This is a genomic window from Myxococcales bacterium (genome assembly GCA_016699535.1).
GTDB lineage: Bacteria > Myxococcota_A > Polyangia > Polyangiales.
The window spans coordinates 3,364,092-3,386,760 of record CP064980.1 but is presented as its reverse complement, the minus strand read 5'-3'; the positions used below and the strand labels follow the sequence as shown (position 1 = coordinate 3,386,760).

18 protein-coding genes are annotated in these 22,669 nt (G+C 51.7%); 12 read left to right on the top strand and 6 right to left on the bottom strand.

Annotated elements, in window-relative coordinates; genetic code table 11:
• Positions 1–25: 25 nt before the first annotated feature.
• Positions 26–1,834: a putative metal-binding motif-containing protein gene (locus tag IPJ88_15955; GenBank protein ID QQR89668.1), complete on the bottom strand. Its 1,809-nt coding sequence runs from the start codon at positions 1,832–1,834 to the stop codon at positions 26–28.
• Positions 1,835–2,382: 548 nt separating this feature from the next.
• Between IPJ88_15955 and IPJ88_15950 the strand changes: the two genes are divergently transcribed.
• On the top strand, positions 2,383–2,868 hold the full coding sequence (locus tag IPJ88_15950; GenBank protein ID QQR89667.1) for a hypothetical protein: 486 nt from the start codon (positions 2,383–2,385) through the stop codon (positions 2,866–2,868).
• 118 nt (positions 2,869–2,986) lie between these two features.
• Positions 2,987–3,097, top strand: coding sequence for a hypothetical protein (locus IPJ88_15945; GenBank protein ID QQR89666.1), 111 nt, complete (start codon positions 2,987–2,989; stop codon positions 3,095–3,097).
• A 13-nt stretch (positions 3,098–3,110) separates the two neighbouring features.
• Here the strand turns inward: IPJ88_15945 and IPJ88_15940 are convergent, their stop codons facing one another.
• The 5 genes from IPJ88_15940 to IPJ88_15920 form a co-directional block, all read right to left on the bottom strand.
• Complete coding sequence (locus tag IPJ88_15940) at positions 3,111–4,031, bottom strand: branched-chain amino acid transaminase (protein QQR89665.1); 921 nt, start codon at positions 4,029–4,031, stop codon at positions 3,111–3,113.
• A gap of 28 nt (positions 4,032–4,059) precedes the next feature.
• Positions 4,060–5,418, bottom strand: a complete 1,359-nt coding sequence (locus IPJ88_15935; GenBank protein QQR89664.1) for a DUF4388 domain-containing protein — start codon at positions 5,416–5,418, stop codon at positions 4,060–4,062.
• A gap of 490 nt (positions 5,419–5,908) precedes the next feature.
• Positions 5,909–6,061: a hypothetical protein gene (locus tag IPJ88_15930; protein ID QQR89663.1), complete on the bottom strand. Its 153-nt coding sequence runs from the start codon at positions 6,059–6,061 to the stop codon at positions 5,909–5,911.
• Positions 6,058–7,836: a hypothetical protein gene (locus IPJ88_15925; protein QQR89662.1), complete on the bottom strand. Its 1,779-nt coding sequence runs from the start codon at positions 7,834–7,836 to the stop codon at positions 6,058–6,060. The genes IPJ88_15930 and IPJ88_15925 overlap by 4 nt, the downstream gene beginning before the upstream one ends.
• A 46-nt stretch (positions 7,837–7,882) precedes the next feature.
• Positions 7,883–8,947, bottom strand: coding sequence for a hypothetical protein (locus IPJ88_15920; protein ID QQR89661.1), 1,065 nt, complete (start codon positions 8,945–8,947; stop codon positions 7,883–7,885).
• A gap of 352 nt (positions 8,948–9,299) precedes the next feature.
• On the opposite strand from IPJ88_15920, the gene yajC reads away from it, so the two are divergent.
• From yajC to ftsH, 10 genes are all read left to right on the top strand, one after another.
• A complete protein-coding gene (gene yajC / locus IPJ88_15915; protein ID QQR92061.1) occupies positions 9,300–9,569 on the top strand; it encodes a preprotein translocase subunit YajC in 270 nt (89 codons plus the stop codon).
• 5 nt (positions 9,570–9,574) lie between these two features.
• Complete coding sequence (locus tag IPJ88_15910; GenBank protein ID QQR89660.1) at positions 9,575–10,687, top strand: hypothetical protein; 1,113 nt, start codon at positions 9,575–9,577, stop codon at positions 10,685–10,687.
• On the top strand, positions 10,579–11,424 hold the full coding sequence (secD, locus tag IPJ88_15905) for a protein translocase subunit SecD (protein ID QQR89659.1): 846 nt from the start codon (positions 10,579–10,581) through the stop codon (positions 11,422–11,424). The genes IPJ88_15910 and secD overlap by 109 nt, the downstream gene beginning before the upstream one ends.
• Entirely contained in the window at positions 11,411–12,547 is a 1,137-nt protein-coding gene (gene secF, locus IPJ88_15900; protein ID QQR89658.1) for a protein translocase subunit SecF, read from the top strand. The genes secD and secF overlap by 14 nt, the downstream gene beginning before the upstream one ends.
• Before the next feature lie 149 nt (positions 12,548–12,696).
• A complete protein-coding gene (locus tag IPJ88_15895) occupies positions 12,697–13,305 on the top strand; it encodes a hypothetical protein (protein ID QQR89657.1) in 609 nt (202 codons plus the stop codon).
• A gap of 182 nt (positions 13,306–13,487) precedes the next feature.
• Positions 13,488–18,050, top strand: a complete 4,563-nt coding sequence (gene gltB, locus IPJ88_15890; protein QQR89656.1) for a glutamate synthase large subunit — start codon at positions 13,488–13,490, stop codon at positions 18,048–18,050.
• The gene (locus IPJ88_15885; protein ID QQR89655.1) at positions 18,043–19,512 is read left to right on the top strand and encodes a glutamate synthase subunit beta; all 1,470 of its coding nucleotides are present in this window, start codon (positions 18,043–18,045) and stop codon (positions 19,510–19,512) included. The genes gltB and IPJ88_15885 overlap by 8 nt, the downstream gene beginning before the upstream one ends.
• A 35-nt stretch (positions 19,513–19,547) precedes the next feature.
• Positions 19,548–20,030: a tRNA lysidine(34) synthetase TilS gene (gene tilS / locus IPJ88_15880; protein ID QQR89654.1), complete on the top strand. Its 483-nt coding sequence runs from the start codon at positions 19,548–19,550 to the stop codon at positions 20,028–20,030.
• Positions 19,988–20,530 (top strand): hypothetical protein, encoded by a 543-nt coding sequence (locus IPJ88_15875; GenBank protein QQR89653.1) that lies wholly within the window; start codon positions 19,988–19,990, stop codon positions 20,528–20,530. Before tilS ends, IPJ88_15875 begins: the two co-directional genes overlap by 43 nt.
• Before the next feature lie 103 nt (positions 20,531–20,633).
• Positions 20,634–22,586, top strand: coding sequence for an ATP-dependent zinc metalloprotease FtsH (ftsH, locus tag IPJ88_15870; protein ID QQR89652.1), 1,953 nt, complete (start codon positions 20,634–20,636; stop codon positions 22,584–22,586).
• Positions 22,587–22,669 lie beyond the last annotated feature (83 nt).

The window sequence follows — 22,669 nt, the reverse complement described above, 5'->3', positions numbered from 1 at the left end:
GATATCGGTATTGTAAGGGACTGTTTTAGTTGCACAGCTGTTGAGGAAGCAATTCGAAGCCCGCTACGCTTGCCGCCACGCCACCTGTTGAGGAGTTCATCATTGCCGAGCTGATTTGAAGGGTGGAACCTAGCGGAATCGGGTTTTCAAGAGTAGCTGGGCTTGGCAGGGGCGTGACTTGTTCGCGGTTGAGCTCTGATGCAAGATTGCTAAACCCTGGGCAAATGCCAGCGCCACCTTGGCCACCCACGATCGTGACAAAACTGTCAGCGCCACGATTTCCGGTTCCGGTGTAACTCGCGCCGATGATCGCGGTCGTGCCGTTTAACAAAGGCACGATACGTGGATAACTTTGGTTGGTGTGGGCAGTGATACTTGAAGTGATACGTGTTGCCCAATTTAGGTTGGCTGACAAATTCATAGAGCCCACGATCGTGTCTTGAGTTTGCGGTTGGACGGCAGAGGTTCTGAGGTGGCCAGCAAAATAGAGAGTGTTTTGTTCCGAGGCCGCAAGGGTTACAAACATTTCACTTGCGTCCCGTTCGAGAACAATCAGTTCTTGCAGGACACCGGTGCCTGAAAATCGATGTATGAAAATGTCTGCGCCAAAAGAAAACGGCGTATGGAATCCCCCATAGGTATCGTTGAGGCCGATCAAAAATATATCATCGTTTCCACTGTTGTGCGCCAAACCATAGGCAGTGTCATAACCGTTTTGTCCATAGGCCGTGGCTGAAAGTGGCGTGCCATCGTTGGTAAGGTGTAGCAGGAAAGTATCATCCAAGCCGTTTCCGAATGAGTCCGTGGTGCCAGCGGCAATAATATTTCCGCTCGATACTGAGGCAGCGCCGGCGATGTATTCGTTTCCGTTGCCGCCCATTGAAACAGCCCACAGATCATTTCCGTTTTCGTCAACGGATACGATTATCGCTTCCTCGCCACCTCCACCGGAAGGTCGAAACTCCGCACTCTGTGTAAAGCCGACCAATAGGAATGAATTATCGGCAAGTTGCTCAATATGTCCGTTGTTACCGATTCGTTCGGCGCCGCTGCCGCCATGAACGGAGGTTGAGACAAGTGCCCCAGTCCCATCAACGCGTACCAAGTAAAAATCGCGGTCTCCAGCCCCGAAAGACTCGGTTTCGCCGATTACCATGAAATCTCCGTTGCTTAATTCAGCAATATTCAATCCAGCGTCGTACCCCGATCCCCCCACCAAAGTGGTCCAACGTATTGTGCCGTTTAGGGACAGTCGAGTTAGAAAAAGATCAAAATCTCCTTGTCCTGCTGTGTTGTTGCTTATTCCTGTGAAAAGCAGATCCCCGTCCGAAAGAAGCAATGCGTCAAAAACAAAATCGTCGGCTATGCTTCCGAAATTTCCGATAGCCCGGACCGGTGAACAACCCGCTGCCCCAATGCATTCGGTAAACGCCCCACAATCGTCAGTCCCGTCATCAACCAACGAACCATCGCAGTCATTGTCTACGCCGTCACAAATCTCGGCATGTTCCATATCATCAATAGTGTCGTTACAGACCGGCATCCCTGATTCGCAGACGATGCTACCGTCTTCGCATTGGTCTAAATCGTTACCGTCGCAGGGATCTCCCACCCCTGGCGTACCTGGAGGGTCTGGCATTTGAGGGGCGCAGTCGACCATATCCGTTAGTCCGTCGCCGTCCGAGTCGTCGTTTGCTGCTCCGTCCGTTGTTCCTGAGTCGTTCGTTCCAGCATCGGCGAGCAATTCGTCGAATCCGATTCGCCCACAACCTAGCGTAGCCAGGACTGTCCAGAACAGAAAAGCCGATCGCAACGGGAAGCCACGCTTGCGCATGTCGCAATCCTAACATCCCATAGGCTGAATATCGACAAATGCTGGGAAATGATCGGAGATCCGATCTCGTAGTCCGTGCCCATGACTTTTTCGAGGCCGTCCATGGTATGGTACGCGATGCAGGCCACATCACATCATCTTGCCACAAAGGGCCTATGATTTCCGGAGCCTAGTCAGGGTGGGCATGGCGTTCGTTGAGAGCTCAGAATACGCAGAGCCTGGTTCGGTATACAGCCGGCGTGCAAAGAAGAGCAGACATGCGGAGCAGTCGATCGTTGTTGTGTGGTCTCATGCTTTGGGCAAGACTTGCTGCTTGGCCGCAAACGAGAATCGGTTTTAAAACGCCGGTTGTGATATAAATAGCATATTTCTGCGCTATTTAACGACAGACATGTCATTAAATAGTCCAGAAATATGCCAGTTTTGTCAAATGGTGTTTTTCAGACAGGGAGGAAGTATGAAGGAGACAAGCCTGTAAAAAGCGCGGATTGTGGGGCTTGTCGGCTTCGTGCTTGCGTCTTGTCGCAAGGCGCGGTAAAGGCGCGCGTGTGCGGGAACAACTTGAAGCTTTAGCTAAACTTTCAGAAATTGATAATTCCGCGCGAGAAGTAGAAACCGAACTTCGCGCGCTTCCAGCTCGAATCGAAGAGATGGTAGGCAATGTCGAACGACTTGAGCGCCTGCTTTCGGTCGAACGCGACAAGCTTGCTGAGGCGACACGTCTTCGAGAGCAGCACGCGCAGGAAGTTAGCCAAGGCAACGAGCAGCTTGCCAAAGCCAAAAGCAAAATGGCGCGTGCGCAAAATGCCCGTGAAGCCGAAGCGGCTGAACGCGAAATGGAATCTCTGCGGCGCAACATTCGCGATCGTGAGCAAGAACGCGAAAAACTCAACACCGCCATCGACCAAGTCAATAGCTCGCTAGCTTCCCATGAAGGAGAGCTCGAAGAGTTGAAAAACTCTGTGACGATGAAAGAGAAAAGGCTGAAGCTCGCATCAAGGAACTTGAAAGAGAACGTTCTGAGGTATTGCTAGGTCGTGATGAGCTTGCTGCGCATGTTGATAAAAGCCACTTGCGTCGCTGCGAGCAACTAAAGATCGATTAGGGGTCGGTCTAGTTCAAGTGTATCACAACACCTGCACCGCTTGCCGCATGACGATTTCGCCTCAGCAGTTCATCAATGTGCAACGCGGTGAGACGCTGGAGCAATGTGCCAACTGCCGACGCATTCTTGTGTACAAAGAAGCAAATCCTTCTTCGTAGGCTAGCGAAGGCTTTATACGATTGTAAACCACTCCGGATGACTTGGATCGGAGGAACGTAGGGTCTCAAAGAAGCGGCTTTGGACTTTTTCTGTGATGGGACCACGGCTGCCGATGCCGATGCTGCGATCATCAAGTTCACGCACAGGGGTGACTTCAGCTGCTGTGCCACACAAAAAGACTTCATCGGCAATGTAAAGCTCATCGCGACACAAGCTTCGCTCGAGCACTGGAATGGATAGATCCGCGCAAAGTTGAAGGACTGTATCGCGGGTAATGCCGCCTAGCTGTGAGCCGCCAAGTGGTGGCGTATAGATGGTTCCGTCTTTGACGACAAACACGTTTTCGCCGGACGCTTCAGCGATGTAGCCCTGCGCATCAAGCAGGATAGCTTCTTCGTAGCCTGCGTTGAGCGCTTCACGCTTGGCCAAAATGGAGCTTACATAGTGTCCGACGATTTTGCCTTTGGCCATGAGCATATTGACGCCTGGCCGAGCAAAGGAGCTGATTTTAGCGCGAATGCCGTATTTGAGCGCTTCGTCGCCGAGGTAGGCTCCCCAGCGCCAAGCAATGACTGCCATACGGGTTGCGTTGTCTGAGGCTGCCAAGCCCATCGCGCCGTCACCCATGAACACAAGAGGACGAATGTAGCAAGCATCAAGCTTGTTGGCGCGCACGGTTTGCACGCAAGCTTCACTGATTTGCTTGGCGGTCCATGGCAAAGGGATGGTGGCTATTTTGGCTGAGTCGCACAGCCTTTGGGAGTGTTCATCCAAACGAAAGATGGCACTGCTTCCATCGTCGCGTTTGTAGCAACGTACGCCCTCAAAAACGCCTAGTCCGTAGTGAAGCGTATGTGTTAAGATGTGAACGTTTGCTTCGTCCCAGGGTATGAGCTTTCCGTCCATCCATATCTTTTCTACTTTGTCGATCATCCGACCTCCGAGGCTCTTTGTACCTGCACTAGTTGTCCCGGTCTAGATCCTCAAGTTCCTCTTGGGCTTCGCTTCGCTGGGGCTCGAGTGCGATGGCCCTTTGCAGGGCACTTTTCGCGTTGCCGTCTTTGGCGAGGCTACGTAAAACCCGGGCGTAAAAAAGGTGGGCTTCGTAGAGGTGGGGGGCGTGTTCGATAGCGCGTTCGATGATTTTCTTAGCTTTTTCGTTTTGCTTTGGCTTGCCGTCGGCCATCAAGTGCGTAAGGTAGCCGACGTAGAGCATGAACTCGCCTTCGTCGGGACAAAGTTTATGGGCTTGGTTGAACAAAAGTAGCGCACGGTCGTATTCCTTGTTTCGCAAAGAGCGTTTTCCGAGACGGAAAAGGCGTTCAGCTTGGAAGGTAAGCTCGACCTCGCGATCAAGTTGTTCGGTGTTAGTCGTTTCAGTGGCAGGAGCAGGATCGGCATTGGCAGTGACCGATTCGTTTTTGCTGCGTGTGCGCTGATTGGGGGTCTCTCCGCTAGTGACTTCGGTTGTGGCGTAGGAGCCATATTCTGGAACAGGTGCTTCGGCGGTGGTGGAAGCAGGAGCCGTGCTTTCTTGCTCGGGGCTGGGGACCATAAAACTTTGCGTTTCAGCAAGATAGTCTTGAACTGAGGCGACCTGGTCTGGCTCTAAGGAAAAGCGAAGGGCTTCGACCGTGGCCATCGCATAGAGCAGTTGCGCAACGGCTCCGGGTCGCTTCGTAGCGGTTCTAAGCACCTGGGACATGGTCATGGAACCGTTGAGCTTGAGCACGACGTCGCGTGCTTCATCCACGAGATCCATCTTCAGAAAGACTTCGGCGCGTTGGTGATTGGGCACAACGTAGTGGGTCATGTGAGGTTCAAGTAAGCGCAAAAGACGTTGCGGTGGGATCTGCCTTACGACGCCTTCAAAAATCACTTCCGCAAGGCCCATCTCAAGACGGATGATGCCGGGGAGCTTGCTTTCGTTCTTGAGCAAGTGAAACGAAGCATGTCGCCAACCAAACAAATCAAAGAGTTTGCGTTGAAGTTGCTCTTGCAAGGCTTCATTGAGCTCTGCGGTGCTCAGCACACCAAGTGCCACTAGAATGTCGCCTTGTTTTCGCTTTTCACTGTGCATCCGCTTAACGGATTCTTCTAAAATGCTTCGGTCGATTTTTCCTTGTCGGACCAGCATGTGTCCCAAGCATTCATGAACAAGATTGGATTCGACATAGGCAGGGATGCCATTTCGAAAGTAAACGACCTTTTTAGGTGCCTCTCCAGTGGTGGTTTTTCGGTCGCTGTCGTGATGGTAAATGGCAATCGCGCCTGTGCTGCGTGTGTCGGCCATTTGGCGTAGCAGTCGGGGGAAGGGCATGCTCTTGAAGTTGCCAGTGGTGGCGCTTTCGTTTTCTTGGATTGCACGGACTTGAGCTTCGACATTTTGTCCTTCGGTTTCAGCGTCGGGATCGTCGCCTTGAGCCCAAGGGATAATGGAGTCTTTTCAAGTTCGCTATAGGGCGCGTCATCGACTTTGGTTTGCCGCTCTTCGCCTTCGGCAAAGTGCTCGTCGCTTTTGTTTTCGCCTGTATCGTAATCGGGAGCGCCGTCGGGCGCTTCAGGGTGTACGGAGGGTTTTGTGGGTGAGCGGTGGACCAGGTCGTCGAGCAAGCGCACCACAAAACGAACATTGTCGTCGCTAAGCACAAAGGCTGTTGCGCGAATGCTTTCGGCAAGTGCTTCGAGTTTCAATGCATCGACATTGGGCGTGCCCGTCAGGATGATGGGCAGGTCTATGCCCTTTGCTGATTTACGGATGCTTTCTGAGGTGCTGATTCCGTCTTGTCCTCGTAGCGCAACATGGACGATCAGCGCATCAAAGTTTTTTGTTCAAAAGCACGTAGCACATCTTTGCCGTCATATACTTTTGTGGCCGAATGACCGCTTTGCCGGACTTCATCCGCGATGGCGGTGGCCACTTTTTGTTCAGGATGTGCGATTAGAACGGAAAGCTGGTTCACTGCTCACTCCAAGGTGCGGCGGCATCCACTTTGCAGAGGTATTCTTCGAACATGGAACGGCAAAACTCGGCGTTCTGCTTATACGTCGCGAAGAAGGCCTCTTCGACTGACATGGCGTCTCGAGCACGAACACGAAGTGAGGCTGCAAGCTTACTAAGCGTTGGGTCGTCTCGCGAGATAAAAAGCTGTCCGTAGGGTTTCATGAGATGCAGACTCTGCTCAATACTTCTAAACCAACTATAACAGTGCTCGAGCATTTTAGCTTGGTTCTTCGGAAAATATCCTGCTTCGGAGAGTTTGCGGAGGGCAGAGAGTGTGTGAGGAGTGCGTACATTGGAATCACTGCCGTGGCGCATCTGCAGCCACTGCACGAGGAATTCAATATCGACAAGTCCGCCGTAACCATACTTCGGGTTAACTTTATGCGCCGTCTCCGAAGCAAGTTCTTTTTGCATGCGGGCTCGAAGGTGCGCGAGTTTATGAGCCTCAGGTGCTTGATGCTCGTAGGCAAGATGGGCGAAGCGCTTATCCAGGGCCTGCTTCAGCGACTCCGAAGCTGAAATGGGACGTGCTCGAATCAAACTTTGTCGCTCCCAGGCCTCGGCGTGCTCTTCATGGTAGCGATCAAAAGCGGCGAGAGAGACTACGAGTAGGCCGTGTCGGCCGCTTGGGCGCAAACGGGTATCCACTTGGTAAGCTGCGCCTTGCTCATGAGGTTGTGATAAAATGCTCAGGCAGCGTTGTGCGATTTTAGTGTAACTGTCCTGTGCGTATTCTTTTTGAGTTTCGGAAAGAGCATCTGAATCGTAGATAAAGAAAATATCTAAATCACTTGAAAACCCGAGCTCTCCTGCGCCAAGCTTTCCCAGGCCCACCACCGCGGGAAGAGCAAGGTTTGTGGTTGGTTTACCTAGGCTTTTCATGGCCATCCAAGTGGCCGCCTTTATTTGTTCATCGGCCAGTATACTGAGGAGTTCGCTTGTCTTTTCGAGCTCGGCATCGCCGCCCACATACATGAGGCCTATCCCAAGCATGTGCTCGCGCTTGAGTTTACGAAGGTTGGCAATGGCGTCTTCTTGTTGCTCAGCGGAGTTGTAGTTCTCCGACAGCGCCCTGTGTCGGTCTCGGATGATCGTTGGGTCGATGGTGCGATGCGAGCTAAAGAGCGTTTCCAGATTCTCAGGGTGATTGATCAGTGCTTCGGATAAGGTTGGGCTTTTCGCAAAGAGATTAATGAGACGTCTTCGAATGGGCTCTTCGTCGAGTAACCATTGACCATAGAGCCAGGGGCCACCTAGACGCTCGAAGAGCTCAACGAGGAAATGAAGTGCCGAGATAGCATCCGACGAATTCGTGGCCTCTTCGAGCAAAGTTGGCCCAAGCAGCGGTAGTTTCTCCTGAGTGACTGCACCAAGCGGGGAGTCGGCTTTTTTTGAAAGGCGTTTTAGTAGCGCTTTGATTTCATCGAGGCTTGCTTGCTGAATGCTTCCTTGAAGTTGCTCCGCGGCACTTTGCAGCGAATGTCCTTCGGCAAGGTCGTTGCATGCTTTTTGAAACACAGACTTGCTCGAGCTGTCTTGGCCCGGGATCAGGCTTTGAGCTAACTTGCGAACCTTTTCTTTGTGCCTCGTGTACTCGTCTTCAAAGGCATCAAGGTCGCTAAAGCCCAGCGATTCTGCCAAAGCTGTTCGCGCTTGCTTTTCTTTCGGTAGCTCGTGGGTTTGGTGGCTTCGGTGCATTTGAATGCGGTGTTCCAGGCGACGCAAAAAGCCCACGCGTCGGTAAGCTCTTGTGCTTCGCGGTCAGAAACCAAGCCATGAGCTAGCAAAGCATCAACGGCAGCAATGGTACCTTGGACTTGAAGCGCCGGATAACGTCCCCCCAGATTAGCTGCAGCGATTGCACAAAAAACTCGGCTTCGCGAATTCCACCGAGCCCAAGTTTGACGTCGTTTTCTAAGTCAACTTGATGTTCACTGCGGTTGCGGTCGAGCAATTCCATCATCTCGCCAGCGAGGGCAGGCTTAATTTCGCGACGGAACACGAAGGGCTTGAGTGTCAAAAGGAGTTTTTTTCCAAAGGGCAAATCCCCTGCGATAGGTCGTGCTCGCAACAAAGCGGCGCGCTCCCAGTTTCGTCCCCAGGATTCGTAGTAACGTTCTGCGCTTGAAAGCGAGTTAACCAAAGGTCCTGTCCGACCCTCTGGACGCAACCTCAAGTCGACTCGAAAGCAGAAGCCATCTTCGGAGACATCCGAGATCAGGCTACAGCTTCGCTGGACAACTTTTGTAAAAAAGGCATGTGCTTCAATTGAACACGAGTTTTCCAGCATGTGGTCGCTTCCATAAAAGAAGCAAAGATCGATATCGCTACCAGGATTCAATTCGACGCCCCCGAGCTTGCCCATGCCAAGGGCGACCAGCGGGATGGGCTGCTTTTGCTCGTCCAATGGCAGTCCAAAGCGTTTTGTGTAACTACTTAATGAAGCACTTAAGGCATAATGCACGACCGTGCTGGCAAGTGCGCTCACCTCGGCGCTGCTTTGGTCAATATCTGCAAGGCGCAAGACATCGCGTAGAGCAAGGCGTAGCATCGCGATATGGCGTAATTCGCGCAATTGTTTGGTCAGTTCAGAGGGCTCAAGCTCGCCTTGAAACAGCGGATCGAAGAGGCTACGCAGCGATTCTTCGTTCCATGGCAGCGAAAGTGGCTCGGCGACAATTGCTGAAAGACGGGATGGTTTTTCGCAAAGCAGCGGAAATAATGCCGGGCTATGCTCGAAAAGTGCAGCCACCATCGTTTGCTCTTGTTTATTCGCGAGCTTTCCACCGGCGGCGCTGAACTGGGCGCAAGCTTGCTGCGCTTTTTTCGGGTCAAAGTCTTCCATCGCGCTGATACACCTGAATGACTCGGCCCTCCATTCTGGGGCAGCCCTCAGGTGTGTCCAATTGTTCCCTACCACCCGCTCCAAGAAAAAGCAGGATCTGTGGCGTGTTTTGCCTAAAAGCCCATGAGCGTGAGCTAAAGTCCTATCTGTTGACGCTTTTTCGGCCTTGAAGTAGAACCGCGGCCGATAGAATCAAACAAAGTAAGTGTCGCTGTAATTTGCGAGGTTGTGTGTGTTTTTAGCTTTGACGGAATTATTTTGGAAGTTGCAGCCTGCTGCAACAGGGTCGGGAGCCGGCGGAGCCGCTTCCAGTGCATCAGCACCACAAGCACCGGCGCCCGAGGGCTGCGCCATGCAAGCTGGCATGCTGGTTGTCATGTTTGTGGTCTTTTATCTTCTTTTGATTCGCCCGCAACAAAAACGTCAAAAAGAACAACAAGCTCTACTCAGTAGTTTAAAACGTGGTGATGTCGTACGCACAACGGGTGGGATTCGGGGTGAGATTCTTGACCTCAGCGACAGCGATGTAACGTTGTTAGTGGCCGAGAAAGTAAAACTCAATGTGCTACGTAGCCATGTTGCCGGCGTCGAAAACACCGGTTCCAACAAGAAGGCGGCTTAAAGAAAATGGACCGAGCTTGGTATTTCCGTTTTAGTATTGTTGCGGCAACGGTTGCGCTTGCCTGGCTTTCCCTCTGGCCTAGCATCGACAAGTGGGTGCCCGCTCCTAGTTTCGTTAAAAATACCTTCAAAGGGAAGATTGTCCCGGGCCTCGATATTCGTGGTGGTTTGCGGTTGGTGTACGAAGCCGAGGTTGATGAAGCGATACGTGATATTCGCGACACGCGTGCCGAGCAGCTTCTAGAGAGTCTTGGCAGAAAGCTTAATGTGATTCCAGAGCGCGACACCCCCACGCGCGCCCAGCTCGACCAAGTGGCCGAACGCGTTACTGTAAAACGTAACCGTGACGATCATCGCAAACTTCAGGTGGTCTTTAAAAAAACTTCGGATTTAAAAGCGCTTGATCGCGACTTGCTTCGTAATCTTGGTGATTTAAAAGAAGTGGGACGTGATGCAAACACTGTGAGTCTTGAAGTGCGTGAAGACCGGTTACAGGCGTTGCGTGACGATGCAGTTCAGCAAGCCAAGCGCACGATCGTCAATCGCATTGATGAACTTCAGCTGCGTCAGACTTCGGTGGCTTCCCGCGAAACCGATATTATTATCGAGATTCCTGGTGAAGATGAAGCCACTTTTCAACTGACGCGCGATATCATTGGCCGAACCGCGCAGCTCGAGTTTAAAGTGTTGGATGATGAAAGTGATTTTGTGGCAACGCTTTCCGATCTTCCTGAAGGTATCCAAGCACTCAAAGAAACTGTCCCTACTGGGACCGGGAAGAGTTCGACGAGCAGCTATCTCATGGCGCAAGGCAAGGGTGCCAAGCAGAAACTTTCGAAATATCTTAAATCGTTACGCGATGCTGAGAGAGTTCCCGAAGACCATCAGCTCTTAATGGGTTCTGAGACCTTGGCTCAGGGTCTTGAACCGGGCGAAGAGCCCACCACATTATGGCGCACTTACTACCTGTTTTCACGGAGCGAAGTGGGCGGTGATGAAATCGAGGATGCGTGGGTCACTCAAGGACAGCGTCCGGAAGACCCGCCTTTTTCGTATCGATTGACTTCAAAAAACCGCGTGGCGCAAATCTTTTTGAAGAGCTCACAGAAAGAAACGTAAAGCGACGCATGGCGATTGTGCTTGATGACCGCGTCGAGTCTGCTCCAGTGATACAGACCAAGATTGGAGGAGGGCGCGCCCAAATTACTTTGGGTGTAGGACCCAACATCCAACAGGAAGCAAAGAATCTATCGATTGTACTCAAGGCGGGTGCGCTTCCTGTTCCTATTCGTCCATCAAATGAGCAACTCATCGGTCCAACGCTGGGTCAAGATTCAGTGCAGCGTGGTGCAAAAGGAGCGATGGTAGGCATAATATTGGTGCTGATATTCATGCTTCTGTACTACCAGGTGGGTGGTTTCATTGCGGACGTCATGGTGCTCTTCAATATTTCGTTGTTGTTGGCTTTTCTGTCGGTGATGAGTGCAACGCTGACTCTCCCGGGTATTGCGGGAATTGCCCTAACGGTTGGTATGGCCGTGGATGCTAACGTGCTGATTATGGAGCGTATCCGTGAGGAGCTTCGAGGTGGTAAATCGGCACGCGCGGCAGTGGATCAGGGTTACCGTCGCGCCTTCTGGTCGATTATGGATGCACAGCTAACGACTTTCATTGCAGGTGTTGTGCTTTATCAGTTTGGTACGGGACCCATTCGTGGTTTTGCTGTGACCTTGATGGCTGGAATCATTACTTCTCTTTTTTACCGGTGTGTTCTGTTCTCGAGTAATGTTCGAATGGTTGGTCCGCGGTTTACGTGTGCAACAGTTGCGGGTGGGTTAGTCGATGGAGTTTATTAAACCAGGCGTTTATATTGATTTTATGCGCTACCGGAAGGTAGTGATTTTAGTCTCTATTCTGACGGTGATTGGCAGTCTTGTCCTTATTGTCTTTCCGGGACCAAACTACGGCATTGATTTTCGAGGTGGTACGGAAATCCAGCTTGCATTCAAAGGGAAAGTAAGCGCGGGGGAATTGCGCTCGACCCTTGGTTCTTTGGGCTACAGTCAACCGGAAGTACTAAGTGTTGAGGATCGGCCCAATGAATTCATCGTTCGTATTCAGGAAGTTTCATCTCTTGCTGATTCGAAAATTAAACAAATCAAATCGAAAATCAGTTCAGCGCTTGGTCAAACCAAGATAAAAGAGTTCAAGCTCTCTCCTGGTGGCGATAAAATATCACTAAGACTCAGTGGAGTCACCAACGAGGCTCTTTTGACGCATGCGGTTCATGCGGCTGGCGTGAAAGTGCGTTCTGCAAGCCGTTTCGGATCCGCAGATCAATTTCGTTATGAAATTCGTTTGCAAGGCGTGGCCGACAAGATTGTCGACAAACTCCAGAGCAAGCTTGGCTCCCGCGGTCCAGAAGCCCCCAGGCGAGTGGAATGGGTAGGTCCAAAAGCAGGAGAACAACTTCGGACGGCTGCGCTGCAATCGCTACTTTACGCAGTCGCCTTCATTATGGTCTATGTCGCGTTTCGCTTTGATTTACGTTTTGCACCGGGCGGAGTGCTTGCCATGGTGCATGATGCGATTATTACGATTGGTTTGTTCGTCTTGTTGCGAAAGGAGATTAACTTATCAACCGTTGCTGCTTTGCTTACGATCATGGGCTACTCGATCAACGATACGATAGTTATCTTCGATCGTATTCGTGAAAACATGCAACGCATGCGAGATAAGAGCCTGCGAGAGTTAATCAATATTAGTACTTCGCAGATGCTATCAAGAACGATTACGACATCAGGCACAACCGTTCTTTCAGTGAGTGCGTTCTTTATCTGGGGCACCCCTGTCATTCAGGACATTGCTTTAGCCATGGTTATCGGTGTGGTCGTCGGAACATACTCCTCCATCTATATCGCCGCTCCGGTGACCGAGTGGATGGATCGTCGGTTTTTCCGAGCTGGGATTTCGCGTTAGGTACGCCAACGAGCCTTTTGTGGCCTTGGAGGCTCCGGTGGTGAGCTCATAGTTGCCGAACCGATCCCCTTTGTGTAAGGTACCGAGCTAGGGTATCGGGATTCTTTGAACGATCTCGGGAGGTTTGTGTGTTTGGCCAAGAGCAAAAAATGAATTTGGCGAAGGTGTGCGTGCTTTCACTTTGTTTGGTGACAGCGTTGGCCTCTTCTGCTTCAGCACAAAACGTTGACCCGGTAAATGCAGACTTTGAAGGTAAAGTGGGGGGCGGATTGCTGGGCGCTGAGCTCGGTCTAGCCGTGGTGAGTGTTTTTGGTGTCAAAGACGCATGGCCCTATCTGATCGCTGCGGGCGTAGGTGCCACTGGCGGTGCAATTGCTGGTCAGTTTTTGATTGATAACAATAATTCGGTTGAAGCCGGTATTGGAGTGATGGCTGCTGGCATGGCCTTGGCCATTCCGGCCATTGTGCTTGCTGTATCGTCTGCCGCGTATGATCCCGAAGACGAAATGGAAGCGATTGAAAAGAAAGACACAGCTGTAGTGCCTCCGCCAGGACGAAGCGTATCGCAAGTCAAAGAGCCGAAGTCTTCTTCAAATGCGCCTGTTTTTGCCGCACTTGGCGTTAGCGAATCCGGACGGCTTTCGATGGGCTTACCTGTGCCAGCGGTGCTAAGCGACGTAAGCAACAAAGAGCAGCTGAAATATGGGCAAAAAGCCAATCCCGAGTTGCGTTTTTCCTTAGTTCAAGGGCATTTTTAGCTCGTTTTGAGTCCCTGCTGTTCTGCTTGCGTTGCTCCGTGTTAGGCGTTCTTCCTAATCGATGGCCCAACCTGATCCCTCATTGAGTCTCGGTATATCGCCATTTTGATTGCTGCATCTTGCTCCCGGCCCAATTAGCACTCTAGACATAGCGGCTAAAAGGATTGTAGAAATGCAGGTCGGTGCATTATTCGTTAAAACGGCATGGCTTATACGATCCTCAGCTTGAGCATGACGGCTGTGGTGTTGGTTTTGTGGCAAAGATCAACGGAGAAAAAAGCCGCGGCATTGTCGAGGATGCATTGCAGGTTTTGGCGCGTCTAGCGCACCGCAGCGCTTCGGGCTGGGATCCGGAAACAAGCGATGGTGCGGGCATTTTGGTGCAGATCCCACATCGCTTTTTCAAAGAGAAAATTCGTGAGCTTGGCATTGAACCACCTAGACGGCGGCGCTACGGGGTAGGTCAGGTTTTTCTTCCGCGCGATCCTCGAAGTAGAGCTGCTTGCGAAGCTATCATCGAGCAAGAGGCGCAAAACGAGGGACAGGAAGTCCTCGGGTGGCGTGATGTACCCATTCGGCAAGAACTTGCTGGACCGTTTGCTACCGAAGTGATGCCGGTGATGAGGCAGATATTCGTTCGGCTAAGACGTGTATCGCCTTCAGCGGTCGAGCGAAAGCTATACGTTATTCGCAAGCTTGCTGAGAATCGCATTCACCGAGAGCAGGCTGATCCGGAGGGTAAATTTCATATTGCAAGTTTCTCGACGGAAACGATCGTCTATAAAGGGCTGATCTTGCCTGAGCGTTTAGGGGAGTTTTATCTCGATCTTCAAGATCCCTTGCTAGTTACCGCGATTGGCTTAGTTCATTCGCGTTTTTCAACCAACACTTTCCCAAGTTGGGATTTGGCACAACCTTTTCGACTGATTGCGCACAATGGTGAAATCAACACCGTGCGCGGCAACCGAAACTGGATGACGGCTCGGCGAAACCTGCTTCAGTCGGCTAAGTTTGGAGGAAGCCTTGATCGTCTTTTCCCGATTATCGGAGCAGAGCTCAGCGATTCAGCTCAATTCGATAACATGCTCGAGCTGCTTTATCTCGGCGGACGAAGTTTACCTAACTCGGTGTTGATGCTGATTCCCGAAGCCTGGGAAGGCGCTAAGGGCATGGAATCCACTCGGCGCGATTTTTATAACTACCTTTCCTCGCTTATGGAGCCTTGGGATGGTCCAGCGGCCGTAGCTTTTACCGACGGACAGCTTGTCGGAGCAAGCCTTGATCGAAACGGTTTGCGGCCGATGCGCTATCTAATCAGCAAAGACGGCCGGGTCGTCCTCGCTTCAGAAGCTGGCTTGCTTGATATTCCCCCGGAGGAGATTCGCGGCAAAGGTCGGCTCAAACCAGGCAAAATCTTCGTGGTGGATACCAGCGAAGGCCGAATCCTTGAAGACGATGAAGTCAAAGCCGATCTGGCTGGTCGTTTCCCTTATGGCAAATGGCTCGAGAAGAATGTCTTTCACTTCAAAAACTTTCCCGAGGAAAAAGCCGCCGATACGCTGCTTGGCGATGAACTGCTCGCTTTGCAGCGCGCGTTTGGCTACAGCGATGAAAGCCTGAAGATCATTTTGTCGCCCATGGCACAGGAGGGCAAGGAGCCAATCGGTTCGATGGGTACCGATACGCCCCTCGCTGTGCTTAGCCAAAACGCGCCACGTCTTTTTGAATATTTTCATCAACTCTTTGCGCAGGTTACAAACCCAGCGATTGATCCCATCCGTGAATCCTTGGTCATGAGTTTACAGACTTCCTTGGGCGGTGTGGGCAATACCTTCGATGAAACCCCAGAGCAATGTCATTTAATTCGGATCGGTAGTCCGATCATGAGCAATGCTGACCTTGCAAGGATTAGTGCCGTGCGTGCTGGCGTGTTTGAGCCGGTGGTGCTTTCGCTGCTCTACTCAGCCAAAGGTGGGGAAAAAGGTCTTGAGCGTGCGGTAAAAAAGCTTTGTCGAGTGGCGCAGGAACAGATCGAAGACGGACACAATATTCTGATTCTCTCTGATCGGGGCGTCGATAAAGATCATTTGGCCATTCCTTCCCTTCTTGCGGCAAGCGCAGTGCATCAGCATATAGTGCGCGAAGGCATTCGCATGGAGGCCAGCCTTGTAGTCGAGTGCGGCGATGCGTTTGAAGTTCACGACTTTGCAATGCTTACTGCTGTTGGCGCAACGGCCATCAATCCATACTTGGCGATGGATAGTATTCATGCACTTTGCCAAGATGGTGAATTAGACATTCCGGTTGAGCAAGCCATTGAAAACTACATTCAAGCGGTTAATGCTGGTTTGTTGAAGGTGATGTCCAAAATGGGTATTTCAACTATCCAGTCCTATCGCGGATCTCAAATCTTTGAAATTGTAGGTCTGAACCGCGATGTGGTCGATCAATACTTTACCGGAACACCTTCACGCCTTGAGGGCATCGGGATGTTCGAGCTTGGGCGGGAAGTTATCGAGCGGCATAGCCGGGCTTTCGGTCAGAGTCTTGCAAGTCTTGCCGATCCCTTACCGCTTGGCGGAGTCTACCAATGGCGTCGCCGGGGTGAGCTTCATAAATGGAACCCTCAAACAGTTGCACTCTTGCAGTCTGCAGTGAAAAGCAACGATTTTGAAATTTATGAAAAGTATGCCCGGAGCGTGAACAACGAGGACAATCAACTGGCTACTCTACGGGGCCAGTTCGATTTGGTAGTAGACGAGCACCGAAGTATCGATATCGATGAAGTCGAATCCGAGGACAGCATTGTTCAACGTTTTGTAACGGGCGCGATGTCTTTTGGCTCGATCAGCGCTGAAGCCCACGAAACCTTGGCCATTGCAATGAACCGTCTCAAAGCGCGCTCAAACAGTGGCGAGGGCGGTGAAGAGCCGCATCGTTTTTATGCGGATGAAAACGGCGACTTGCGCCGTAGTGCTATCAAGCAAGTCGCTTCCGGCCGCTTTGGTGTCCACGTTGATTACTTGGTGCACGCAGATGATTTGCAAATCAAAGTGGCCCAAGGAGCAAAACCTGGCGAAGGAGGGCAGCTCCCTGGTCACAAAGTTGATGAGCGTATTGCTAAAGTGCGTTGCTCGACACCCGGGGTAACCCTTATTTCTCCGCCTCCGCACCACGACATCTACAGCATCGAGGATCTGGCACAGCTGATCTACGATTTGCAGGTGGTGAATCCAAGCGCGCGGATTAGCGTAAAGCTTGTTAGCGAGGTTGGGGTAGGTACTGTGGCTGCGGGCGTAGCCAAAGCCCGGGCGGGTTGCGTCGTTATAGCCGGTTACTCTGGCGGCACCGGCGCATCGCCGCTTTCAAGCATCAAACGCGCTGGTCTACCATGGGAACTTGGCCTGTCCGAAACTCAACAAGTCTTGGTACAAAACCGTTTGCGTGATCGCATTCGCGTGCAGGTTGATGGTGGGCTTCGCACAGGTCGCGACGTCATGGTTGCTGCGCTTCTTGGCGCTGAAGAGTTCGGCATGGCCACCGCTTCGTTGATTGCTGAAGGCTGCATTATGCTTCGCAAGTGTCATCTCAACACCTGTTCGGTGGGCATAGCAACACAAGACCCTGTGTTGAGAGAAAAGTTTGCGGGCAAGGCAGAGTATGTCGAGAATTTTTTCCGTCTCGTGGCGCGCGATGTGCGGCAGCACATGGCGGCGTTGGGTATTCGCCGTTTTGATGCTTTGGTAGGCCGTGTGGATTTGTTGAAAGTTCGTCAGGATCAGAGCCATTGGAAAGCTTCGAAACTCGATTTTTCACAGATTTTAGCTGAGCCCCGTGCACCTTCGGTCTGGGCGCGTTCACAAAAAACAAGTCTGCCATGGTCGCTTGAAAACCATCTTGATCAAGCCTTGCTTGCGAAAGCCGATCAAGCCCTTGAAAAGCGCGAACGATTAAAAGAGACTTTAACGATTCGCAATACGGATCGTGCAGTGGGAACGTTGCTCAGTGGTCACATCGCGCGAAGCCGAGGAGGTCGAACCTTGCCCGATGACAGCGTTCATATTTGCTATCGGGGAACCGCGGGGCAGAGTTTTGGAGCCTTTGCTGCGCAGGGCTTAACGCTTGAGCTTGAGGGCGAGGCCAATGACTATGTTGGGAAGGGCCTTTCCGGGGCGCGTATTGTTGTTTACCCGGATCGAAATTCGCAGTTCAATGCTTCTGAAAACATTATTGTCGGAAACACTGTGCTCTACGGTGCGACAGCGGGAAGCTTGTTTGCCGAGGGGCGTGCAGGTGAGCGTTTCGCTGTACGCAACAGCGGGGCTACGGCTGTGATTGAAGGGGTAGGCGATCACGGTTGTGAGTACATGACCGGTGGCGTGGTAGTTGTTCTGGGAGAGACGGGCCGAAATTTTGCTGCGGGTATGAGCGGTGGTGTGGCCTTTGTATTCAACCGTGAAGAGAGCTTCGCCGAGCGCTGCAACCTTGGCATGGTTGAGCTTGAAGCAGTTTCCGACGAAAGTGATCAATGGCTGCTCAAAGGCTTGCTTGAAAAGCATGTGCGCTATACGCGAAGGGCTTTAGCAGCCCGGATTTTGGACAACTGGGACACACTCGTCTCAAGTTTCATTAAGGTCATGCCAATCGAGTACAAGAAAATTTTGCTGCAGCGCCGCTCGGAACGACCTTTGAGTAAAGAAGAAAGCAAAAGGGTCTTGCTGCACACAGGCGGCGTCCATGGCTGATCTTCGCGCTTTTATCACTACGCCCAGGCAGAATGCGCCTGCTCGTGAGGTTGACGAACGATTGTCGGACTGGAAAGAAGTGTATCAGCCGCAACCAGAGCCTTTGGCTCAAAGCCAAGCTGCGCGTTGCATGGACTGCGGCATTCCTTTTTGCCATCAGGGCTGTCCACTTGGCAATCTTATTCCGGACTGGAATCAGAGTGTTTCGAAAGGCAATTGGCAAAGGGCATACAAGCAATTGAGTTCGACCAACAACTTTCCGGAGTTTACAGGCAGACTTTGCCCGGCGCCCTGCGAAGCTGCTTGCACTCTTGCGATTAGCGCCGATGCGGTGACGATTGAGCAAACGGAAAAAGAAATCATTGAAAAGGCGTTTCAAGAAGGATGGGTTGACGCTGGTGTTGTCGCTAAAAAAACCAATAAACGCGTAGCGGTTGTTGGCAGCGGTCCGGCGGGGCTCGCCGCGGCGGCGCAACTTGCCGCTGCTGGGCATACGGTGACCGTGTTTGAGCGTGATGAAGCGCCGGGAGGATTGCTGCGTTTTGGCATCCCAGATTTTAAGCTTGAAAAATGGGTTATTGATCGACGCATTGACCTTATGAAAAAGGCCGGCATTGCATTTAGCACGGGTGTTACCGTTGGAAAGGACCTGCTTTGGAAGGACGTTATCGAGGAGTACGATGCCGTACTTCTCGCGATGGGCGCTCAAAAAGCTCGAGACTTGCCGGTGCCCGGTCGGGATTTAAAGCAGGTTGTGTTCGCGATGGATTATCTTGGGGCGCAAAACCGCTTCAATGCTCGCGGCCAGCAACAAAGCACTAGCCTTCATGCGCAAGCTAGGCGTGTTGTGATTTTGGGCGGAGGAGATACTGGCTCTGATTGCCTGGGAACGGCACTTCGTCAAGGCGCAAAGCAGGTCAAGCAAATCGAGCTATTACCCATGCCGCCGCAACGCCGCGATATGAACAACCCGTGGCCGCAGTGGCCGATGGTATTTCGTAGCTCGTCATCGCACAAAGAAGGTGGTGAGCGAGAGTTTGCCATGTTGACCAAGAAGTTATCCGGCAAAGATGGTGTGCTGAAGACCTTGCATGCCGTCAAAGTTGAGCTCAATACCAGTGGCGAAGGCGGCCCTTTTCGTGAAATTCCGGGTAGCGATATCGATATTCCGGTCGACCTATTAATTTTGGCGATGGGTTTTACGGGTCCTTGGGTGCAGAGTTTGGTGGAGCAGACCTCGATTCAGCTTGATGCACGCGGTTGTATCCAAGTGAATCCATCATTTGAGACCAGTCTTCCGGGGGTCTATTGTGCAGGAGATGCCCATCGCGGTGCATCGTTGATTGTGTGGGCAATTTCCGAAGGACGCGAAGCGGCACGTGCGATCGATTTGCGTTTGCAGAAAAAACAGAAAACAATCCTGCCAACTCGCGGACACGATGCGTATTTTGGTGGACGCTGAGCGCTGTGCGGTGTGGGTAAAGAAGCGTTGATAGCATGTCATCATCTAAGCCATTGTTACTTACGCGTGTTCGAAGCACGCTTAAAGAACGTAACTTAGTACGACCTTCAGAAAGCGTGCTTGTGGCATGCTCGGGTGGAGCGGATTCTCTAGCGATGCTCTATGCCTTTGCAGAGTTATCGTCGTCTTTTGAGATGGGGCTGCATGTCGCTTCGGTTAACCATCAACTCCGTGATAACGCAGCAGATGACGTTGAGTTTGTCCGGCAACATGCTCTAACACTAGGCCTTCCTTTTCATGGCTTGTGTGTCGAGCTACCGAAAGAGCCTTCGATACAAAACGCGGCCCGGAAGGTTCGCTATCGGGCTCTTCTGGCTCTAAAAGACAAAATTGGTGCGACAAAAATTGCGATAGCGCATACGCTTGATGATCAAGCGGAGACGGTTTTAGATCGACTGCTTCGGGGAGCGGCTGTTTGGCTCTTTCGGGCATTGCGCCGAGTCGAGAGGATGGCGTGATTCGTCCTCTGATCGATTGTACACGAGAGGATGTGCTCGCTTTTTTAGAACATCGGGGATTGTCCTTTCGGGAAGATCCGAGCAACTCCAATCTGCACTTCAAACGAGTAAGAATTCGTAAAAAGCTTCTGCCACTACTGAGAGAGGAAAATCCCGATCTACTGCGCAGCTTGGCCTTGCTTGCCGACGATGCACGCGATCTAAAATCGCATCTCGAACTTGGCCTTAGGGATGTGCTGCAAAAGGCTCAACTCAAAGCCAACGAGCTTGATGTTGGTGTGTTATTGGCAAGTCCTATCGCCATTCGAAGACAAGCGCTCAAGGTTTGGGTGCAAGAGCAGACCGGACAGATCTTGGGCCGCGCGCAACATCAGCAGCTTAACAGAGTGCTTCCTTCTGGAGGTGAAGTCTTGCTGCCAGGGCAGTGGCTCTTGCGCGTTCGGAAAAGCGTGCTTATAGCTTTAAAAGTAAGTGAATATCCGACACGCACACAGCGGTAAAAAGTTGTGGTGTGATTGAATATTTCCTACCCTCATGCTACTGAGATACTATAATAAAGTGGCAGGGTGTCGGCCAAACTAGCTCTTGAAATCCGGTGATGAAGTGAAGCAAGGACAAAGAACATTATTTATCTGGTTGTTTGTGATCGTATTAATGGTCGCTCTGTACAACCTGACCATGCAAAGTAGCCAACCTCAAAATGTGGCTTTCAGCGACTTCATGGAAGAAGTTCAGGCTGGAAAAGTTCAAGAGGTCACAATCAATGCTCGTGAGACCATTGCCGAATACAGCTATACGACAAAGAAAGACGATGGCAGCAAACAATCAACGCGTGTTGCCGTTGGCCCTCCTGGAGAACAGACCGCTAAGGAACTGCGAGAGCACACAGTTCGTGTGAAGTACCGCTCGGATGAGCAAAACGGTATTTGGGCGAGCTTGCTTGTTACCTGGCTTCCGATGATTTTTGTGTTAGGGATACTGTTTTTCTTTATGCGGCAGCTGCAGTCCTCGGGCGGCAAGGCCATGAGCTTTGGCAAGTCGCGTGCACGACTTCTCAACGAGTCGCAAAACAAAGTGACTTTTCAGGATGTTGCGGGCATTGATGAAGCTAAGGACGATTGCGAAGAGATCATTGCCTTCTTGAAAGATCCAAAGAAGTTTCAGCGGCTTGGTGGAAGAATTCCGAAAGGCGTGTTGCTTATGGGCGCACCCGGGACCGGTAAGACCTTGCTTGCCCGAGCCATTGCGGGAGAGGCAGGCGTCCCTTTCTTTAGCATTTCGGGTTCTGATTTTGTCGAGATGTTTGTTGGCGTTGGTGCATCCCGTGTGCGTGACTTGTTTGAACAAGGAAAAAAGCATGCGCCATGCATTATTTTTATCGATGAAATTGATGCAGTAGGACGTCATCGCGGAGCTGGTCTTGGCGGCGGACACGACGAGCGAGAGCAGACATTAAATCAGTTGTTGGTCGAAATGGACGGCTTTGAGTCCAATGAGGGCGTTATTATTATCGCCGCTACCAACCGCCCGGATGTGCTTGACCCAGCGATTTTGCGTCCTGGTCGTTTTGACCGACGCATTATGGTGCCTCGACCTGATGTTAAGGGCCGTGCGGGGATTTTGATGGTCCACACCAAGAAAACGCCGCTCAGCGACGACGTCGATGTGGAAATTCTTTCTCGGGGAACACCTGGCTTTTCTGGCGCAGACTTAGAAAACTTGGTCAACGAAGCGGCTTTGCTTGCTGCACGTCAGGACAAAGACATGATTTCCATGTCGGATTTTGAAATGGCCAAGGACAAAGTGCTGATGGGTTCTGAGCGCAGGTCTATGATGATCAGCGACAAAGAAAAACGCACTACCGCATGGCATGAAGCTGGACACACCTTGGCTGCGCAGCTTTTGGAAAATCATGATCCCATTCACAAGGTATCCATCATTCCTCGAGGACCAGCGCTTGGTATTACCATGGCGATTCCCGACGAAGATCAATTGGGGCATTCACGCGCCTGGGCTTTGGATCGCATTGCGATGGCGCTTAGCGGCCGCATTGCCGAGGAAATTGTATTCAACCAGCTGACCACCGGTGCAGCGGATGACTTCAAAAAAGCAACTCAGCTTGCTCGTTCGATGGTGACCGAGTGGGGGATGAGCAAGAAGTTTGGTCCAGTTAGTTTTGCTGAGCATGAAGACAGCCTTTTTGGTTTTGGCTCAGGCATGAAGAGTAAGGACTACTCAGAGCAAACCGCACGCGAAATAGACGAAGAAGTTCGCAGTATTGTGACCGAACAATATGACAAAGCACGACGTTTGCTTGAGGCCAACCGCGACAAGCTTGATTTGATTGCTGAGGCACTTTTGGAGCGAGAGACCCTCGACCGTGAGGAAATAAAAGCCCTTATGGAAGGGCGTGAGCTGCCGCCGCGAGAGCGTGTGGTCATTCCCACCTACGCTACGACGCGAAAAAAGCAGATTAATCGTGACACAGAGAAGGACTCTGAAAATAAGCCTTCGATTTTCCATCCACGACCAAGTGAGATTCCCGACCCGGTTTAGCTGGTAACCGCTCGGTCCGTGGCGCCTGCAGGCACTTTTTCCGAGCTTTCCGTAGATTCGGCTTAGGTCCTCAGGCCTCGTCT